Source organism: Bradyrhizobium sp. USDA 4461 (assembly GCF_054055655.1).
In genome coordinates this window covers 5,831,652-5,846,825 of the sequence record NZ_JBSRXM010000001.1, presented here as the reverse complement: position 1 = coordinate 5,846,825, position 15,174 = coordinate 5,831,652, and the positions used below count along the sequence as shown (strand labels likewise).

Annotated in this window: 17 protein-coding genes and 1 pseudogene; 8 read left to right on the top strand and 10 right to left on the bottom strand. The window is 66.3% G+C overall.

What is annotated here, in order from left to right:
• Positions 1-1,710: a protein kinase domain-containing protein gene (locus tag ACVINW_RS27340; RefSeq protein ID WP_456754164.1), complete on the top strand. Its 1,710-nt coding sequence runs from the start codon at positions 1-3 to the stop codon at positions 1,708-1,710.
• Between the two features lie 158 nt (positions 1,711-1,868).
• Here ACVINW_RS27340 and ACVINW_RS27335 read toward each other — a convergent pair whose 3' ends face one another.
• From ACVINW_RS27335 to madL, 10 genes are all read right to left on the bottom strand, one after another.
• Positions 1,869-2,498 (bottom strand): hypothetical protein, encoded by a 630-nt coding sequence (locus ACVINW_RS27335; protein WP_456754163.1) that lies wholly within the window; start codon positions 2,496-2,498, stop codon positions 1,869-1,871.
• A complete protein-coding gene (locus ACVINW_RS27330; protein WP_456754162.1) occupies positions 2,495-3,037 on the bottom strand; it encodes a c-type cytochrome in 543 nt (180 codons plus the stop codon). Before ACVINW_RS27330 ends, ACVINW_RS27335 begins: the two co-directional genes overlap by 4 nt.
• 71 nt (positions 3,038-3,108) lie before the next feature.
• Positions 3,109-4,881, bottom strand: coding sequence for a PQQ-dependent dehydrogenase, methanol/ethanol family (locus ACVINW_RS27325; RefSeq protein ID WP_456754161.1), 1,773 nt, complete (start codon positions 4,879-4,881; stop codon positions 3,109-3,111).
• A 174-nt stretch (positions 4,882-5,055) separates the two neighbouring features.
• Positions 5,056-5,541: a copper chaperone PCu(A)C gene (locus tag ACVINW_RS27320; protein ID WP_456754160.1), complete on the bottom strand. Its 486-nt coding sequence runs from the start codon at positions 5,539-5,541 to the stop codon at positions 5,056-5,058.
• Positions 5,542-5,767: 226 nt separating this feature from the next.
• Positions 5,768-5,950, bottom strand: a complete 183-nt coding sequence (locus ACVINW_RS27315; RefSeq protein ID WP_212014982.1) for a hypothetical protein — start codon at positions 5,948-5,950, stop codon at positions 5,768-5,770.
• Between the two features lie 84 nt (positions 5,951-6,034).
• Entirely contained in the window at positions 6,035-6,496 is a 462-nt protein-coding gene (locus ACVINW_RS27310) for a cupin domain-containing protein (RefSeq protein ID WP_456754159.1), read from the bottom strand.
• Positions 6,478-6,999 (bottom strand): N-acetyltransferase family protein, encoded by a 522-nt coding sequence (locus tag ACVINW_RS27305; RefSeq protein ID WP_456754158.1) that lies wholly within the window; start codon positions 6,997-6,999, stop codon positions 6,478-6,480. Before ACVINW_RS27305 ends, ACVINW_RS27310 begins: the two co-directional genes overlap by 19 nt.
• A gap of 15 nt (positions 7,000-7,014) precedes the next feature.
• Positions 7,015-7,731, bottom strand: a complete 717-nt coding sequence (locus ACVINW_RS27300; protein ID WP_456754157.1) for a GntR family transcriptional regulator — start codon at positions 7,729-7,731, stop codon at positions 7,015-7,017.
• A complete protein-coding gene (gene madM, locus ACVINW_RS27295) occupies positions 7,732-8,496 on the bottom strand; it encodes a malonate transporter subunit MadM (protein WP_456754156.1) in 765 nt (254 codons plus the stop codon).
• Positions 8,493-8,933 carry a malonate transporter subunit MadL gene (gene madL, locus ACVINW_RS27290; RefSeq protein ID WP_456754155.1) on the bottom strand — a complete coding sequence of 147 codons (441 nt, stop codon included), beginning with the start codon at positions 8,931-8,933 and terminating at the stop codon, positions 8,493-8,495. The genes madM and madL overlap by 4 nt, the downstream gene beginning before the upstream one ends.
• Before the next feature lie 194 nt (positions 8,934-9,127).
• On the opposite strand from madL, the pseudogene mdcA reads away from it, so the two are divergent.
• The 7 genes and pseudogenes from mdcA to ACVINW_RS27255 all read left to right on the top strand — a co-directional run bounded on the left by mdcA (position 9,128) and on the right by ACVINW_RS27255 (position 15,143).
• Positions 9,128-10,775 (top strand): annotated as a pseudogene (gene mdcA / locus ACVINW_RS27285) (malonate decarboxylase subunit alpha).
• 10 nt (positions 10,776-10,785) lie between these two features.
• On the top strand, positions 10,786-11,103 hold the full coding sequence (gene mdcC, locus ACVINW_RS27280) for a malonate decarboxylase acyl carrier protein (RefSeq protein WP_456754154.1): 318 nt from the start codon (positions 10,786-10,788) through the stop codon (positions 11,101-11,103).
• Positions 11,100-12,014 (top strand): biotin-independent malonate decarboxylase subunit beta, encoded by a 915-nt coding sequence (locus ACVINW_RS27275; RefSeq protein WP_456754153.1) that lies wholly within the window; start codon positions 11,100-11,102, stop codon positions 12,012-12,014. The genes mdcC and ACVINW_RS27275 overlap by 4 nt, the downstream gene beginning before the upstream one ends.
• Positions 12,001-12,741, top strand: coding sequence for a biotin-independent malonate decarboxylase subunit gamma (gene mdcE / locus ACVINW_RS27270; RefSeq protein WP_456754152.1), 741 nt, complete (start codon positions 12,001-12,003; stop codon positions 12,739-12,741). Before ACVINW_RS27275 ends, mdcE begins: the two co-directional genes overlap by 14 nt.
• The gene (gene mdcG, locus ACVINW_RS27265; RefSeq protein ID WP_456754151.1) at positions 12,734-13,381 is read left to right on the top strand and encodes a malonate decarboxylase holo-[acyl-carrier-protein] synthase; all 648 of its coding nucleotides are present in this window, start codon (positions 12,734-12,736) and stop codon (positions 13,379-13,381) included. Before mdcE ends, mdcG begins: the two co-directional genes overlap by 8 nt.
• A complete protein-coding gene (mdcB, locus tag ACVINW_RS27260) occupies positions 13,378-14,226 on the top strand; it encodes a triphosphoribosyl-dephospho-CoA synthase MdcB (RefSeq protein ID WP_456754150.1) in 849 nt (282 codons plus the stop codon). Before mdcG ends, mdcB begins: the two co-directional genes overlap by 4 nt.
• Positions 14,226-15,143 (top strand): acyltransferase domain-containing protein, encoded by a 918-nt coding sequence (locus tag ACVINW_RS27255; RefSeq protein ID WP_456754149.1) that lies wholly within the window; start codon positions 14,226-14,228, stop codon positions 15,141-15,143. Before mdcB ends, ACVINW_RS27255 begins: the two co-directional genes overlap by 1 nt.
• Positions 15,144-15,174 lie beyond the last annotated feature (31 nt).

The following is a 15,174-nucleotide window of genomic DNA, read 5'->3' as shown; positions in this document are numbered from 1 at the left end:
GTGGCATTGCAGCGCGATCTGCAAAGGGATCTCGGCGTTCGCTTCGGCTTTGCCAGCGAGACCGGCAAGCGCGCCGCCAATGAGGATTACGTCGCGGCCTGCCTCGGCCAGCCGGGCACACTGCATCGCGACGTGGTCGCCGCGGTCGCCGACGGCGTCGGCGGCCACAAGGGCGGACGCGAGGCTGCGGAGGTCGCGGTCCGCAGCTTCATCGACGCCTATTATTCGCTGCCGGAGACGCTCGGCGTCCGCCGCCGTGCCGCGCGGGCGCTGGAAGCCGCCAACAGCTGGATCTACGGCCAGGGCCGCGTCGATGTCGCGCGCAGCGGCATGGCCTGCGCGTTCTCCTCGATCATCCTGTCGCGGCGGCAATGCCATGTGATCCATATCGGCGACACCCGCGCCTATCGTCTGAGCGAGGGGCGGCTGGAACGCCTGACCCAGGATCACATCGCCGGCCGCGGCGACCTCGCCCACATGCTGAGCCGCGCCATCGGCTTCGAGGAATTCGCCCGCTTCGACACCACCTCGGTCGGACTTCGGCAACATGACCGTCTCCTGATCTGCAGCGACGGCGTTCATGGCGCGATCGGCGATCCCCGCCTCCAGCAGCTGCTCGAGGAGCGCACGCCGCCGGACGAATCGGCGCGCAGTATCGTCGATGCCGCGCTCGCGGCCGGCAGCAGCGACAACACGACGGCGCTGGTGCTCGACGTCGTCGACCTGCCGCCGGCGGATCGCGACGACCTCACCCACGCGATCGCGACGCTGCCGATCCTCGACCTGCCGGAGAGCGGCGAGGTGATCGACGATTTTGCGCTCGGCGACGTGCTGTCCGACGGGCGCTACAGCCGCCTGTTCAAGGCCGTCGACACGCGCGCCGGCCGCGAGGTGGTGCTGAAATTTCCGCATCCGCGGGTCGCAAGCGAAGGCTCCTATCGCCTCGCCTTCGTGCGCGAGGCCTGGGTTGCCGCGCGCGTGCGCAGCCTGTGGATCGGCGAGATCATCGAGGTGCCGGCGGAGCGCCAGACCAGGCTCTATTCGGCGATGCCGCTCTATGAGGGCGAGACGCTGGAGCAGCGGCTCAGCCGCGCGCCGCGGCTGTCGCTGACCGAGGGTATCGCGATCGCAACCAAGCTGGTGCGCGCCGTGACGGCGCTGCACCGCGCCGGCATCATCCATCGCGACATCAAGCCGGACAATGTGATCCTGCTGAAAGACGGCGGGCTGCGCCTGGTCGACCTCGGCGTCGCGCGCGTGCCGCTCTTGGAGGATTTTCCCGCCGAGGACATCCCGGGCACCGCAAGCTACATGGCGCCCGAGCTGTTCGGCGGCAACGCCGGCGACGAGGCGTCGGATCTGTTCGCGCTCGGCGTCACGGTGTATCGCATGTTCACCGCGAACTATCCGTTCGGCGAGATCGAGCCGTTCTCGCGGCCGCGGTTCGGCAAGCCGGCACCGCTGTCACGCTACCGGCCGGACCTGCCGGCCTGGCTCGATGCCGTGATCGGCAAGGCGCTCAGCGTCGAGCCCGCGCAACGCTTCGGCGACGCCATCGAGTTCGCGCATGAGCTGGAAAACGGCGCGACCTGGGCCGGCCCCGCCGTCGCCACCCGCAAATCGCTGCACGACCGCGATCCCGTGACGTTCTGGAAGGTGCTATGCGCGATCCTGGCGCTGATCGTCGTGGTGCTGCTGGCGCGGCATTAGGCTTCCGTCGTCATTGCGAGGAGCGATAGCGACGAAGCAATCCATCCAACCGCGTCTGCGGGCAGATGGATTGCTTCGCTTCGCTCGCAATGACGGCTGGATTGGTTCACAGTCGCTCAGGATCAGCGGAAAGGCGCTTGTGGCGCAGTAAGAATAACCTAAGACCCCGCGCGGCGGATGGTGATCCGGGTCTCGTCGGTCATGTCCTTGAGCTCCTTGTTCGGCTCGCGATAGAGATGCCGCTCGATCTCGACGGTCCGGCCGTCGGTGGTCTTGCTGCATGTCTCGTCGACGAAGACTCCGCCGACCTCCTGCTTGTCGGCGCCCGGCTTCGCCTCGACGCAGCTCCAGCCGTCCTCGCCGTAGCGCGACTTCGCTTGCAGGCCGAGCAGGAACGCCTTCTTGCGCAGATAGAGCCGCGCCTTCGGATCGGTCTCGATGGTCAGCGCGGCGATCTTGGCATCCTTGTCGATCATCACCGTCAGGATCGCGGGATGGCCGGCGACCATGGTGCCTTCGTGCGCGGTCTCGCGATCATACTCGAAGCGAATGCCGCGCAGCTGGTCCGGCCCTTCCGGGCAGTTCGACCATTGCGCCCATTCCGCCAGTCGGTGGGTGGTCTTCTCGCCGGCGCAGGTCAGGTTGATGTAGCCGGCGTCCGGAACGCTTGAAATCGCCATGCCGACATTGATGTCGCGCAGGTCTCCCGCGGTCGCCATCGCCGGCACCGCGGCCGTGACGGACGCAGCAAAAACCAAACCACGAATTGTCGATCTCTGCTTGCTCATGGCTTTGCCTTCTCGCTTGGGTCGGACGGCGCGGCGGCATGGCCGGCCTCCTTGTAGATGTTGCAGACGCGCGAGCCGTCGCCGAAGAAGGTGATGCATTCGTCGTAGTTCGGCTCGCCCTTGCCCTTGACGTGGGCGAGCACGTAGTCGGCGACCGCCTCGATCTCGTTCGGCCGCAGGAACACGTTCGCCTCCGGCGGCATGCGGTCGGCGACGTCCTGTCGGCTCATCTCGTAGCATTTCGTGGTGTCGTAGGAGCCGCGCACGAAGAACGGCATGCCGGTGCCCGGCCGCCCGCATGTCACGGTCTCGATGATCTGCTCGCGCGTCAGCTCGGTCTTGCGCAGCGACAGCGCGTCGCCGCCATAACCGCCGCCGCCGTTGCCGTGCCATTTGTGGCAACCCATGCAATTGCCGCGCTTGAACACCGCCTTGCCCGCATCGGTCGGATCGCTCGCCGACTGGGCCTGCGCCGTCGCCACGAATCCCATTACCAGCGCGCAGCCGAGCCACGCGCCAACCAGCCAGTTTTGCTTCATGTGTCTTGTTTCTTCTCTCGGCCAAATCGAACGCGGGAGACTCCGTTTCGGAGCCTCCCGCGCTTGCGACGTCAAAGGGCGAACACGTAGAGCATCGAGCCCGGCTGCATCCGCTTCAGCTCGGGGGTGGCATCGATGAACCACTTGTCCCAGGCTCCGCCGAGGCCGACCAGGATCGCGACATACTGCTTGCCGTCCACCGAGAACGTGATCGGGGGCGCGTTGACGCCACCGCCGGTGTTGAACTGCCAGAGCTGCTGCAGCGACTTCGCGTCGTAGGCGATCACCTCGCCGGACGGCTGTCCGGAGAACACCAGGTCAGGCGTCGCCAGGATGCCGCCGAGGTTCGGGAATTGCGTCTCCGCCTTCCCTGCCACCTTGCCGGTGGTGACGTCGATCGCGGTCACGCTGCCGGTGATCTTGACGTTCTGGCTCGGCCCGCCGCCGGTGAAGAACTCGCGCGCCTTCACCTTGTCCGGCGTCATCTCCTCGACCTTGATGTGGTTGCAGCTCTCGATCACCGGGATGTACCAGAGCTTCAGGTTCGGATTATACGCGGTCGGCGGCCAGTTCTTGCCGCCCATGTTGCCGGGGCAGATATCCGTTTCCTTGTTGGTGCGGCTCGGCGTGACCGACGCATTGTACTTCTGCACGCCCTGCTTCGGATCGTACTCCACCGGCTTGCCGGACTCGGGATCGAGCCCCTTGGTCCAGGTCACCTTCTTGACGAAGGGCAACCCCCAGACGAACTTGCCGCTGTTGCGATCGACCGCGTAGGCAAAGCCGTTGCGGTCGGCCTCGAGCGCGAGCTTCAGCGTCGTGTTGTTCGGACCGGGAACGTCGACCAGCACGTTCTCCGCCACGCTGTCATAGTCGTAGGGATCGTTCGGCGTGTGCTGGTAGTGCCACTTGATCTTGCCGGTGTCGGCGTCGAGACCAAGCGACGAGTCGGTATAGAGGTTGTCGCCGGGCCGGTATTCATTATCCCAGTCCGGTCCGGGATTGCCGACGCCCCAGACAATGGTGTTGGTCGAGGGGTCGTAGCTGCCGGTGACCCAGGTCGAGCCGCCGCCGCTCGCCTTGGCGTTCTTGTCGTCCTTCCAGGTCTCCGCCCCCGCCTCATCCTTGCCCGGGATGGTGTGGGTGCGCCAGACTTCCTTCTGGCTGTTCAGGTCGGTGGCGGCGATCCAGCCGCGAATGCCGTATTCCGCACCGGCCACGCCCGAAATCGCCTTGTCCTTGACGATCAGCGGAGCGCCGGTGATCACCTCGCCCTTGTCGGGATCGGCGACCTGACGCTGCCAGGCGACCTGCCCAGTCTCCTTGTTGGTCGCGATCAGGCGGCCGTCGAGCGTGTGCGAGATGACGAGGTTGTTCCACAACGCGACGCCGCGGTTGTCGACGCCGCAGCAGGCCACCGCGCCGGCCCAGTCGTGGTCGGTCTTGGGATCCATCTTCCAGACCAGCACGCCTTTGCCGCCATGCGCATCGATCTTGTAGACCGAGCCCCAGCCGTCGGTGACGTACATGAACCCGTTCTCGACGATCGGCGTTCCCTCCAGGCCGCCATGCGACCAGATTCCACCGCCCTCGACGCCGCCAAGCGCCATGGTCCAGGCGACCTTCAGGTTCTTGACGTTATCCTTGTTGATGTCGGTCAGCGACGAGAAGCGGGTCGCCGAATAGTTCTTGTGATGGTGCAGCCAGTTGCCTGCTTCCTTGTCAGCATTGAGCAGGCGATCCTGGTTGACGTCGTCGGCGAGCGCGAAAGAGCCCGCCAAGGTCGCTGCGGATGCTACGGCCGCCGCGAGCATATGAGATTTTACCCAATTCAACCTTGTCATGGATGTATTTCCTCCGGATCCAGCATTCTTCATTGATCGTATCGCCCGTCACATACGGGCGATCGCGCGAGAAGCCTTGAGTCCCGGCGATTGGCTGTGCCACCCGCCGCATTCCCAGTCACTTGTCTTGAGTTACTTGTCTTGAGTTACTTGTCTTGAGTTACTTGTCTTGGGTCACTTCTGGACCGTTACCTCCGTCTCGATGGTTCCTGCTTTCTGAAAAACGATCGCGCATTTGAACGTCTCGCCGGGAGCGAGCACCTGACGCAACTGCAGCAGCATGACGTGATAGCCGTCGCGCTTCAACTCGAGCGTAGCCTTTGCAGGCACCGGAATGTTCGGAATCGAACGCATGGCTGGTGTGCCTTCGCCGCGATCGACGGTGTGACGTTCGGAAAAATTCGCCACCGGACAACGGACACGGAGCAGCGCGTCGGCGCTGTCTGCCTCATTCTTGATCGTCATCGTCAAGGGAAGGTCCCCGCCCGCTTTGTCGACCGCCGGTACGCGCGCATCCACAATTGCCAGGGATTCGTTCGCGACGGCGTTGGGCATCACTCCGAACGTGCCGATCAGGCAGAATAATGGCAACGCGATCCATGAGCTGCACTTAACCGACCGGCACGCAACGACGCCATGCAACTCCCGCTCGAACGACATCAAGTTTTCTCCCATCGTGATTTTTGCGGCATTGTTTCATGCTTCGTCGCGCGCTGCCAGCGATTGAACGTCGGGAACTCGGCTTCCTGCGATTCGTGCTACATTTTTGCGCATGAGCGTTCTCGATACGCTAACGCAGGCAGAGCGCGATGCAGCACATACTGCACCGCGTGAGGTGATCGCATGTGCGCAACCAGCTCTGGTGGTTTGACGTCTTCGCATCGGATCACTGCGGCACCGGGTGCAGCCGCGCCAGCTGGTCGAGCGACAATCCGGCCTCGCGATCGCTCAACGGAAACCGGACAATAATGTCCTGACGCGCCACCTGCCCCCACAGCGCGTCCGACGACCATTTCTGCGGCTCAGGCCCGCGCGGGCCGTCGATCCAGATGAAATACCATTCCGCCATCGTGGCGCGCTCCCTTGCGGAAGATTGACCCTCCGCCGGCCAATCCGCAACGCCCGATTTCACAGCGTGGGAGCCAGCCGCGGTTCAGGATCTGTCGTAAGGCGTCCCGTCCTTGTGCAGGAAGCGGCCGTCGGAGCTCGGGCTCATCATGTCAATATCGGAGCAGGTGATGACATCGGCGCGCGAACGCGAGCCGACTTCGAGATAGGTCGCCGTCATCTGCGACCTGTTGATCATGTGATGCCCGTTGCCGGAGTTTTTCGGAAATGCCGCGCAATCGCCGGCGCGCAGCACCGTCTCGCCGCCGTCCTCCACCAGCACCAGCTCGCCCGCGAGCACATAGACGAACTCGTCCTCGTCCGAATGCCAGTGGCGCTGGCTCGACCAGTTGCCGGGCGGCAACCGCATCAGATTGACGCCGAAATCGGCGAGCCCGCCGGCATCGCCGAGCCGTTGCCGCACCCGCTCCGCGGACAACGCGGCGAACTCGGCCGGATAGCCGGTCCCCTTGCGTTCCGGCACGTTTGTCAGGTCGATCTTCGGCATGGCAGATCCTTCGCCATCAGGATATCGTCGTAGTAGCGGCCGTCGATCTTCAACGCGCGCTGCTCCAGCCCGTACGCGACGAAACCCATGCTCTCGTAGAGCCGAACCGCCGGCTCGTTGCCCTTCACGACGACGAGCTGCACCAGCTCGACCGTTTCAGCTGCAAGTTCGAGCGCGGCTTCGACCAGAAGCCGGCCGACACCGCCGCGCCGCGCCGCCGGCCGCACATACATGCTGACCAGCGCGCCCTTGTGCCGTTGCTTCGGCCCTTCCGCCGCCACGAAGCCGACGATCCCTGCGATTTCGTCGCCCCGGAACGCGCCGAGGATCACCGCGCCGCGCGTCAGCCGCTCCGCGAACCATTCGACGGGGTGCACGCTCTCCGTCTCATAGGCGCTGCCGAACGCCTCCGGACTCATGCGCAGCGCTTCGAGGCGGATGTCGCGATAGAGCGCCGCATCCGCGGGCAACAGGCGCCGGAGCTCGATGGATTGCATGTTCATTCGGTACCGCTACGCTCAGGCGTTATCGGCCGCAGGCCCATCGACGGGCCTGAGGCGATCATCGATATAGCGTCGCAGCGCCGCTGCGGCGTTCAGCATGTGCGCACGCATCCTGCGTGATGCGGTCTCGCCATCGCCTTCCGCGATCGCCTGCATGATGGCGTCGTGCTCATCCCGCGACTTGCGGATACGGTCGCCCTGCCGCAATTGCGTCCGGCGGAAGGCGCTGAGCCGCGCACGCACGTCCTGCGCCTGCTCCGCCATGAACGAGTTATGCGTCGCGCTGTAGATGCATTCATGGAATTGCCGGTTGAACGCATCATAGGCATCGACGTCATTCGCCTCGACCATCGCCCGCGAGGATTCGTGGAGCTCGATCAGATGGCTGCGCTCGAGCGGGGTCATGCGATAGGTCGCAAGCCTGACGCACATCGCCTCAACCTCGGCGCTGGTCTCGAACATGTCCATGATGCGCTCGGGCGTCATCCGCGCCACGACCAGGCCGCGGCGGCCGCGCACCTCGACCAGGCCGCTGACCACGAGCTGGCGAAGCGCCTCCCGCACCGGCGTGCGGGAGGCGCCAAAGCGATCGGCGAGCTGCTGCTCCTCCAGGGCCGAACCGGCAACCAGCGCGCCCGACGCGATCTCGTCGGTCAACGCGTTCCGGATCCGATCGGAGAGCAATCCCCCATCGTCTTCCGGATCGGTCGCGACCTTGAGCAAACCTGCCATTTAGCCTCCTGTGATCGCGCGCACCGCGAAGTAAAGGACAGACGGCGCGACCAGGCATCCCAATCCCGTATGGAACGTCGCCGTCAACGCCCCGTATGGCACCAGCCGCCGGTCGGTCGCGGCGAGCCCTCCGGAAACCCCGCTGACCGTCCCCATCAATCCGCCGAACACCATGGCGCTGCGCGGATTGTCGAGGCCGATCATCCTGGCGACGAACGGCGTGCCGATCATCACGATCACCGCCTTGAACACACCGGTCGCAATCGAAAGGGCGATAACCGGCGAGGATGCACCGATGGCCGCCCCGGTGACCGGTCCCACAATGTAGGTGACCGCGCCGGCACCGATCGTCGTCAATGATTCGGCATCAGTGTAGCCAAACGCCGCGGCGACGAGAACGCCGAGAATGAACGGGACCACGGTTCCCAGGCCGAGCGCGACCGCGCCGATCACGCCGGCCTTGCGCGCATGCACGACGTCGACCTCGAAGGCGGTGGCAACGATGGCAAAGTCGCGCAGCATCGCGCCGCCCATCAACCCGATCCCGGCCAGCGCCGGCAGGTCGGCGACGCCCTTCTCGCCGCCGGTGAAGAGGCCACCGAGAAAGGCCAGCGCGAGCCCCAGCATGATCGCGATCGCCGAGCCGTGAATGCGCCCGAAGGTGAAATATTTCGAGATCGCTCCGGAGATCCACATCAGGATCCCGACCGCGGCGAACGCGGTGATCAGCGAATTCGCGACGAGCACGTGAGACAGCATGGTCATGCGATCCTCCCGGACTTGAACTGAGGCACCGGCGCGGCAAGCGTCTCGGCCTCGCGCGCCTCGATCTCGTCCATCGTCTCGACCCGGCCGCTGAGCCGGCCGATCAGGGCGACCATCGCGAAGCACACCGCGACGGCACCGGCGCCGGCGATGATGACGATCGGACCGCCCTTCGCTGCGGCGACGACGTTCTGCTGCGCGGCCATGGCGACCACGATCGGAATGTAGAAGCTGCCCCAGAACTCGACGCCGGTCTTGAGCCCGTGGCTGAGCAGCTTGCGGCGCACCAGCCAGAGCCGGGCCGCGATCAGAAAAATCATCGCAATGCCGACGCCGCCGACATTGGCCTTCACGCCGAGGGCGACGCCGAGCAGGTCGCCCAGGAAGCCTCCCAGCAGGGTGCAGATCGCGAGCAGCGCGACACCGGAAATGGTCACGGGCGCCTCCCCGCGGTGAGCAGGGCGCCGGCAGCAGGACTTGGACGCTTCGTATGCATTCGCATCGTGAATTTCCTCCTGTGTATGCGAATATCCGTCGCTTATTGATTATCGTATACATTAATTGACAGAGCGACGCAATACGCATACATTGATCGGCATCGAAGCCCATCTCGCATGCCGAGGAGCCCGAAATGAGCGATTGGGGTATGCAAAAGGCCGCGCTGCGCGAGCGCCTCGCCGCCGGTCGGCGGCACGCCGACGGAAAGATCGTCCCGATCCCGCGGCTGCCTGCGTTCCTGAACGCAGTGATCCGGTCAGGTGATCGGGTGTGCCTCGAGGGTGACAACCAGAAGCAGGCCGACATCCTCGCCTCGGCGCTCGCAGACCTGGACCCTGCCGAGATCAGCGATCTCCACATGGTGCAGTCGGGCGTGGTGCTGCCGTCCCACCTCGACATCTTCGAGAAGGGCATCGCGCGGCGGCTCGACTTCTCCTATTCGGGCCCGCAATCGGCGCGCATGGCGCGGATGCTGTTCGGCGGCAAGATCGAGCTCGGCGCCGTCCATACCTATCTCGAGCTGTTCGCGCGCTACTTCATCGATCTGACGCCGAACGTCGCGCTGATCGCAGCCGTCAGCGCCGACAAGGACGGCAACCTCTATACCGGGCCGAACACCGAAGACACACCGACGGTGGTCGAGGCGACCAGCTACAAGAACGGCCTCGTCGTGGCCCAGGTCACCGAGATCGTCGACAAGGTGCCGCGGGTCGATATCCCCGGCGACCTCGTGCATTTCGTGGTCGAAGCCCGCCGGCCGTTCTATGTCGAGCCCCTGTTCACGCGCGATCCGGCGGCGATCACCGAGACCCAGATCCTGACCGCGATGCTCGCCATCAAGGGCATCTACGCGCCCTACGGCGTGCGCCGGCTCAATCACGGCATCGGCTTCAACACCGCCGCGATCGAATTGCTGCTGCCGACCTATGGCGAGAAGCTCGGCCTCAAGGGCAAGGTCTGCACCCACTTCGCGCTCAATCCGCATCCCACGATGATTCCGGCGATCGAAGCCGGATGGGTCGAGCAGATCCATTGCTTCGGATCGGAGGTCGGCATGGAGGATTATGTCGCGGCGCGCCCCGACGTGTTCTTCACCGGACCGGACGGCTCGCTGCGCTCCAATCGCGCGTTCTGCCAGACCGCAGGCCTCTATGCCTGCGACATGTTCATCGGATCGACCCTGCAGATCGACCTCGAGGGCCACAGCTCGACGGTGACGTCCAGCCGCATCGCGGGCTTCGGCGGTGCGCCGAACATGGGCTCCGACCCGCGCGGCCGCCGCCACCCCGAGCGAACCCTGGCTCAAGGCCGGCGCCGAGGCCGCGCCGGATTCCGATGCCGCGCTGCGCCGCGGCCGCAAGCTGGTGGTGCAGATCGGCGAGACCTTCGGCGAGCGCAACGCCCCGCTGTTCGTCGAGCGGCTCGACGCGTTGGAACTGGCAAGCGCGCTCAAGCTCGATCTCGCGCCCGTCATGGTCTACGCCGACGACGTCACCCACATCGTCACCGAGGAAGGCATCGCCAACCTCCTGATGTGCCGGGACAAGGACGAGCGCGAGCAGGCGATCCGCGGTGTTGCCGGCTACACCGACATCGGCCGCGCCCGCGATTCCAGGCTGGTCGAGAAGCTGCGCGCGCGCGGCGTGATCCGGCGCCCGGAAGATCTCGGCATCGATCCGCTCGACGCCGATCGCCGCCTGCTCGCCGCCCGCTCAATCAAGGATCTCATGCTGGCGTCCGGCGGACTCTATCGTCCGCCCAGCCGCTTTCGCAATTGGTGAGGAGTTTTGCATGGAAACGCTCAGCTTCCGACTATCCGCCCCGAAACGCGCCGGTGGCACCCGCATGCAGGCGATCGTCGGCGTCGTCGCCTCCGGCAATCTCGAGGTGCTGCTGGAACGCGCAGCACCCGCCGACAGCTGCATGATCGACATCACGACCGCAGCCCACGGCTTCGGCGCGGTCTGGGACGCCGTGGTTCGCGATTTCGCGGCCCGCCGCCCTGCCGGCGGCCTGCGCATCTCCATCAATGACGGCGGCGCCCGGCCCGACACGGTCGCGCTGCGCCTCGCCCAGGGCGTCCGCAAGATCGAGGAGCCGGAACGATGACCGCAGCCACTGCCAACACGGATTCGCTGAGCTGGTACGAGGCGAGCGCCCGGCAGCGCATTGATGCGCTGCTCGATCCCGGCAGCTTTGCCGAGTTTATCGGCCCCGAGCAGCGCGAGATCAGCCCGCATCTTTCGATCTTCGACCTGCCTGAGCAGTTCGACGACGGCATCGTCGTCGGGCGCGGCCGCCTCGACGGCTCGCCGGTGCTGGTCGCGGCACAGGAAGGACGCTTCATGGGCGGCGCCTTCGGCGAGGTGCATGGCGCCAAACTGACCGGTCTGTTGCGCGCCGCGCGTGCGCTTCAGCAGGACGTGCTGATCCTGTTCGACACCGGAGGCGTGCGGCTTCAGGAAGCCAATGCCGGCGAGCTCGCCATCGCGGAGATCATGCGCGCGATCATCGAGGCGCGGCGCGCCGGCGTCAGCGTGATCGGTGTGATCGGCGGCCGCGCCGGATGCTATGGCGGCGGCAGCCTGATCGCCGGCACCTGCTCGCGCCTGATCGTCTCCGAACAGGGCCGGATCAGCGTCAGCGGCCCCGAGGTGATCGAGACCAACAGGGGCATTGAGGAGTTCGACTCGCGCGACCGCGCGCTGGTCTGGCGCACCATGGGCGGCAAGCACCGCTACCTGATCGGCGGCGCCGACATATTCGTCGACGACGAGGCATTGGCGTTTCGCCGGGCTGTGATCGACGCGCTCGAGGTCACACGCGGTTGCAGTTTGGCTGTTCTCGACGCCGAGCAGACACGCCTGGAGCGACGGCTGCAACGCTTCGGCGCGGCCAAGGACGCGGTCGAGATCTGGCAGGTGCTCGGCATCGACCAGCCGGCCGACATCCCCGCGCTTCCGACCGACGCATTTCTTCGCGCGGCGACCAACAGGGAGAACGCCGATGACGCTCGATGACATCCTGGCCGGCCTGTTCCCGAACGGCAGCAACATCGACATCAGCGGCGCGATGATTGCGGGATCGGCGATCCTTCCCGGTGCAGGCCCGGTCCACGTGCTCGGCATGACCCAGGGACAGCCGCTCGGCGTCGACGAGGCGATTGTGCTGGCAAGGCGTGTGCTCGAGATCGTCAAATCAGGCGATCGCGCGCCGATTCTGCTCCTGGTGGATTCGTCGAGCCAACGCATGAGCCGGCGCGACGAACTGCTCGGCCTCAGCGAATATTTGGCGCATCTCGCCAAGGCCTTGATGCTGGCGGAAGCGGAAGGACACCGCACCGTCGCCCTGCTCTACGGCGGCAGCGCAGCCGGCGCGTTCATCGCCACCGCCCTCGCAGCCGGCACGCTGGTCGCGCTGCCCGCCGCGCATCCCGCGGTGATGGATCTGCCGTCGATGGCGCGGGTCACCAAGCTTCCGATCGACGTGCTCAAGGCCAAGGCGGAAGCGACCCCGGTGTTCGCTCCGGGCCTCGAGAACATGGTGCAGACCGGCGGCATTCAGGCGGTCCTGGACGAGCACGCGCCGTTGGCGCCGCAGCTCGCCGCGATCCTCGAGCGTCCGCAAGGACCGGACCCGCGCGGCCGGCTCGGTGCCGAGCGCGGCGGACGGCGAAAGGCTGCAGAAATCGCCGACCGCGTCGTGACGCTCGCAGCGTCCGCGCCGCAGGAGATGCAACATGGCTGACGCATTGGATCGCCACACCATGGTGAAGGTCTCGGCCGCGGGATGGAGCGCAGCGATGCGCCGCTATCCCGAACTCGCCGTTGAACCGATCATCGCAGAATGGGCGCGCGCGGATCGTCCGCTCATCGTCCGGCGGCCGGCTTGCAGCGATGGGGCGGGCATGATTCCGCTCGGCCTGCCGCTGCCACCGAGCCACGGCAAACGACGCCTTGCGCTGGCGCTCGCGCCCGGCGACATCGTCGCATCCGCCCCGCCGCCCCTGCTCGCCGATGCCGCCGCCACAGCGCCGACGCAGTGGCGCGAGACGATCGCACACCTCGTCCGGCTTGTGCCGGAGACCCGAACCTTCGGCAGCCTGGCGTGGCAGCATCTCACCGGGCTGCCCTATCTGTCGGACAATTCAGACCTCGATCTGCTCTGGCCGCTGGCGTCAGCGCGGCAGGCGCAGAGCCTGCCGTCCGACATCGCTGCGATTGCAGCGCAGGCGCCGATGCGGCTCGACGGCGAGATCGTCGGTTGCGCCGGCGGTGTGCAGTGGCGCGAACTGACCGGCAGCGACGAGGACGAAGTTGTCGTGAAGGGCCCTGACGGCGTCACCGGCGCGACGCGCGCAGCGTTTCTGTCGGGGCGGACGTCGTGAACGCCGCGCTGAAATGGCAATCACGGCCGCGACGGGAGGCTGATGCGGAGCAGATCGGTCGGCTTGCCGCGCTGTGCCTGAAGCTCGAGGTCGCGACCTATCCGAAGCCGGGGCTGGTCAGCCATGTCGACAACGGCGCGCACGGGGATATGGACGCCGCGCTGCTGTGCCTGAGCGCCGACACGCTGGCGCCCTTCTTCCGCGATCTGGCGGCCGCCGGCGCCGAGGGTGCCGGCATGAACCGGTTGCGCGCCATCGGAGTTGCCGCGGAACGCGCCATGATGGCTGCGACCTCCGGCGTCAACACCCACCGCGGCGCGATCTTCGGACTGGGCCTGCTGTGCGCCGCAGCCGGATATCGCGGCGCGCTCGGCATCCGCAAGTCGCTGGGCGAACTGGTATCGCAACGTTGGGGCGATGCGATCCTCTCCGGCCCGGTCTCGCTGCGCAGCCATGGCGCGGTGGCCGCACGCCGCCACGGTGCCGGCGGCGCCCGATCGGAAGCAGCAGGTGGCTTCCGCTCCGTCTATGACATCGCCCTTCCCGCCCTGCATGCGGCGCGGACGCTGGCACCACATGATGAGGAAGCGGCACGGGTTCAGACCTGCATGACGCTGATCGCCGACGTCGCCGATACCAATCTCCTGCATCGTGGCGGCGCGGAAGGATTGCATTTCGCGCAAGCCAGCGCATCGGCATTTCTGGCCAGCGGAGGCGTCGGATCCTGTGGCTGGCGCGCGCGCGCCACCAACATTCATCGCGCATTCGTGGCGCGTAATCTGAGCCCCGGCGGCTCGGCCGACCTGTTGGCCATGGCGCTGTTCATCGATCGGCTGGAACGCTGATGCTTGCATTGATCTGCGGCGGACAAGGCACCCTCTCCGACACGATCTTCGATCTGGTCGACGGTCAGCCTGCGGCGGAGCCGGTATTTGCCGCCGCAACGGCCTGTCTCGGCGAGGACCCGCGGACGCTGGTCAGGGCAGCAAGCGCCGACCAACTGTCCGCCAATCGCGTCAGCCAGATCCTGACCGTCACATCGGCGCTCGCGATCCATGCCTGCCTCGGCGACCTGCTCACGCGGGAGACCGCCGTCACCGGCTACAGCGTCGGCGAGATGGCGGCCTGGAGCATTGCCGGAATCTGGACCGCCGACGAGGCCTTGCGGCTGACCGAGATTCGCGCACGGCTGATGGACAGCGCCGCGGGACCGGACGGCCGCCTCGGCTATGTCCGCGGGCTCGACGGGGCCACGCTCGACCGGCTGCTCGAAAAACACCGCTGCGAGATCGCGATCAAAAATCCGGACCTCCTGTTCGTGGTCGGCGGCGCCGAGCCGGATGTGATCGCGCTCTGCGAAGAGGCCGCAACAGCGGGCGCGCGCAGCGGGCTTCTCGCCGTGAAAATCGCTTCGCACACGTCACGCCTTGAGCAGGCCAGCGAGCCGCTGCGCCAGGCGCTCGACGCCGGCAAGCGCTTTCCCATCTCGGGTCGGCGCATCCTGCTCGCGGGTGGCGATGGTGAGCGCATCTTCACGCCAAGCCGTGCGACAGCGATGCTCGCACGCCAGGTCGCGCAACCGATCGACTGGGCAGCGACGCTGACGGCGCTCTCCGAACTGGGGATCACGCGGGTGCTGGACCTCGGTCCGGGGCATGCGCTCGCCGAGATGACGCAGGCCTTCCTGCCCTCGATCCGCTGCTACGCGGCCGACGGGTTTCACAGCATCGACGGCTTGCGAAGCTGGACGGCTCTCGACTAGCCGGCGACGCCGCGATCGAGATCAGTGGTTC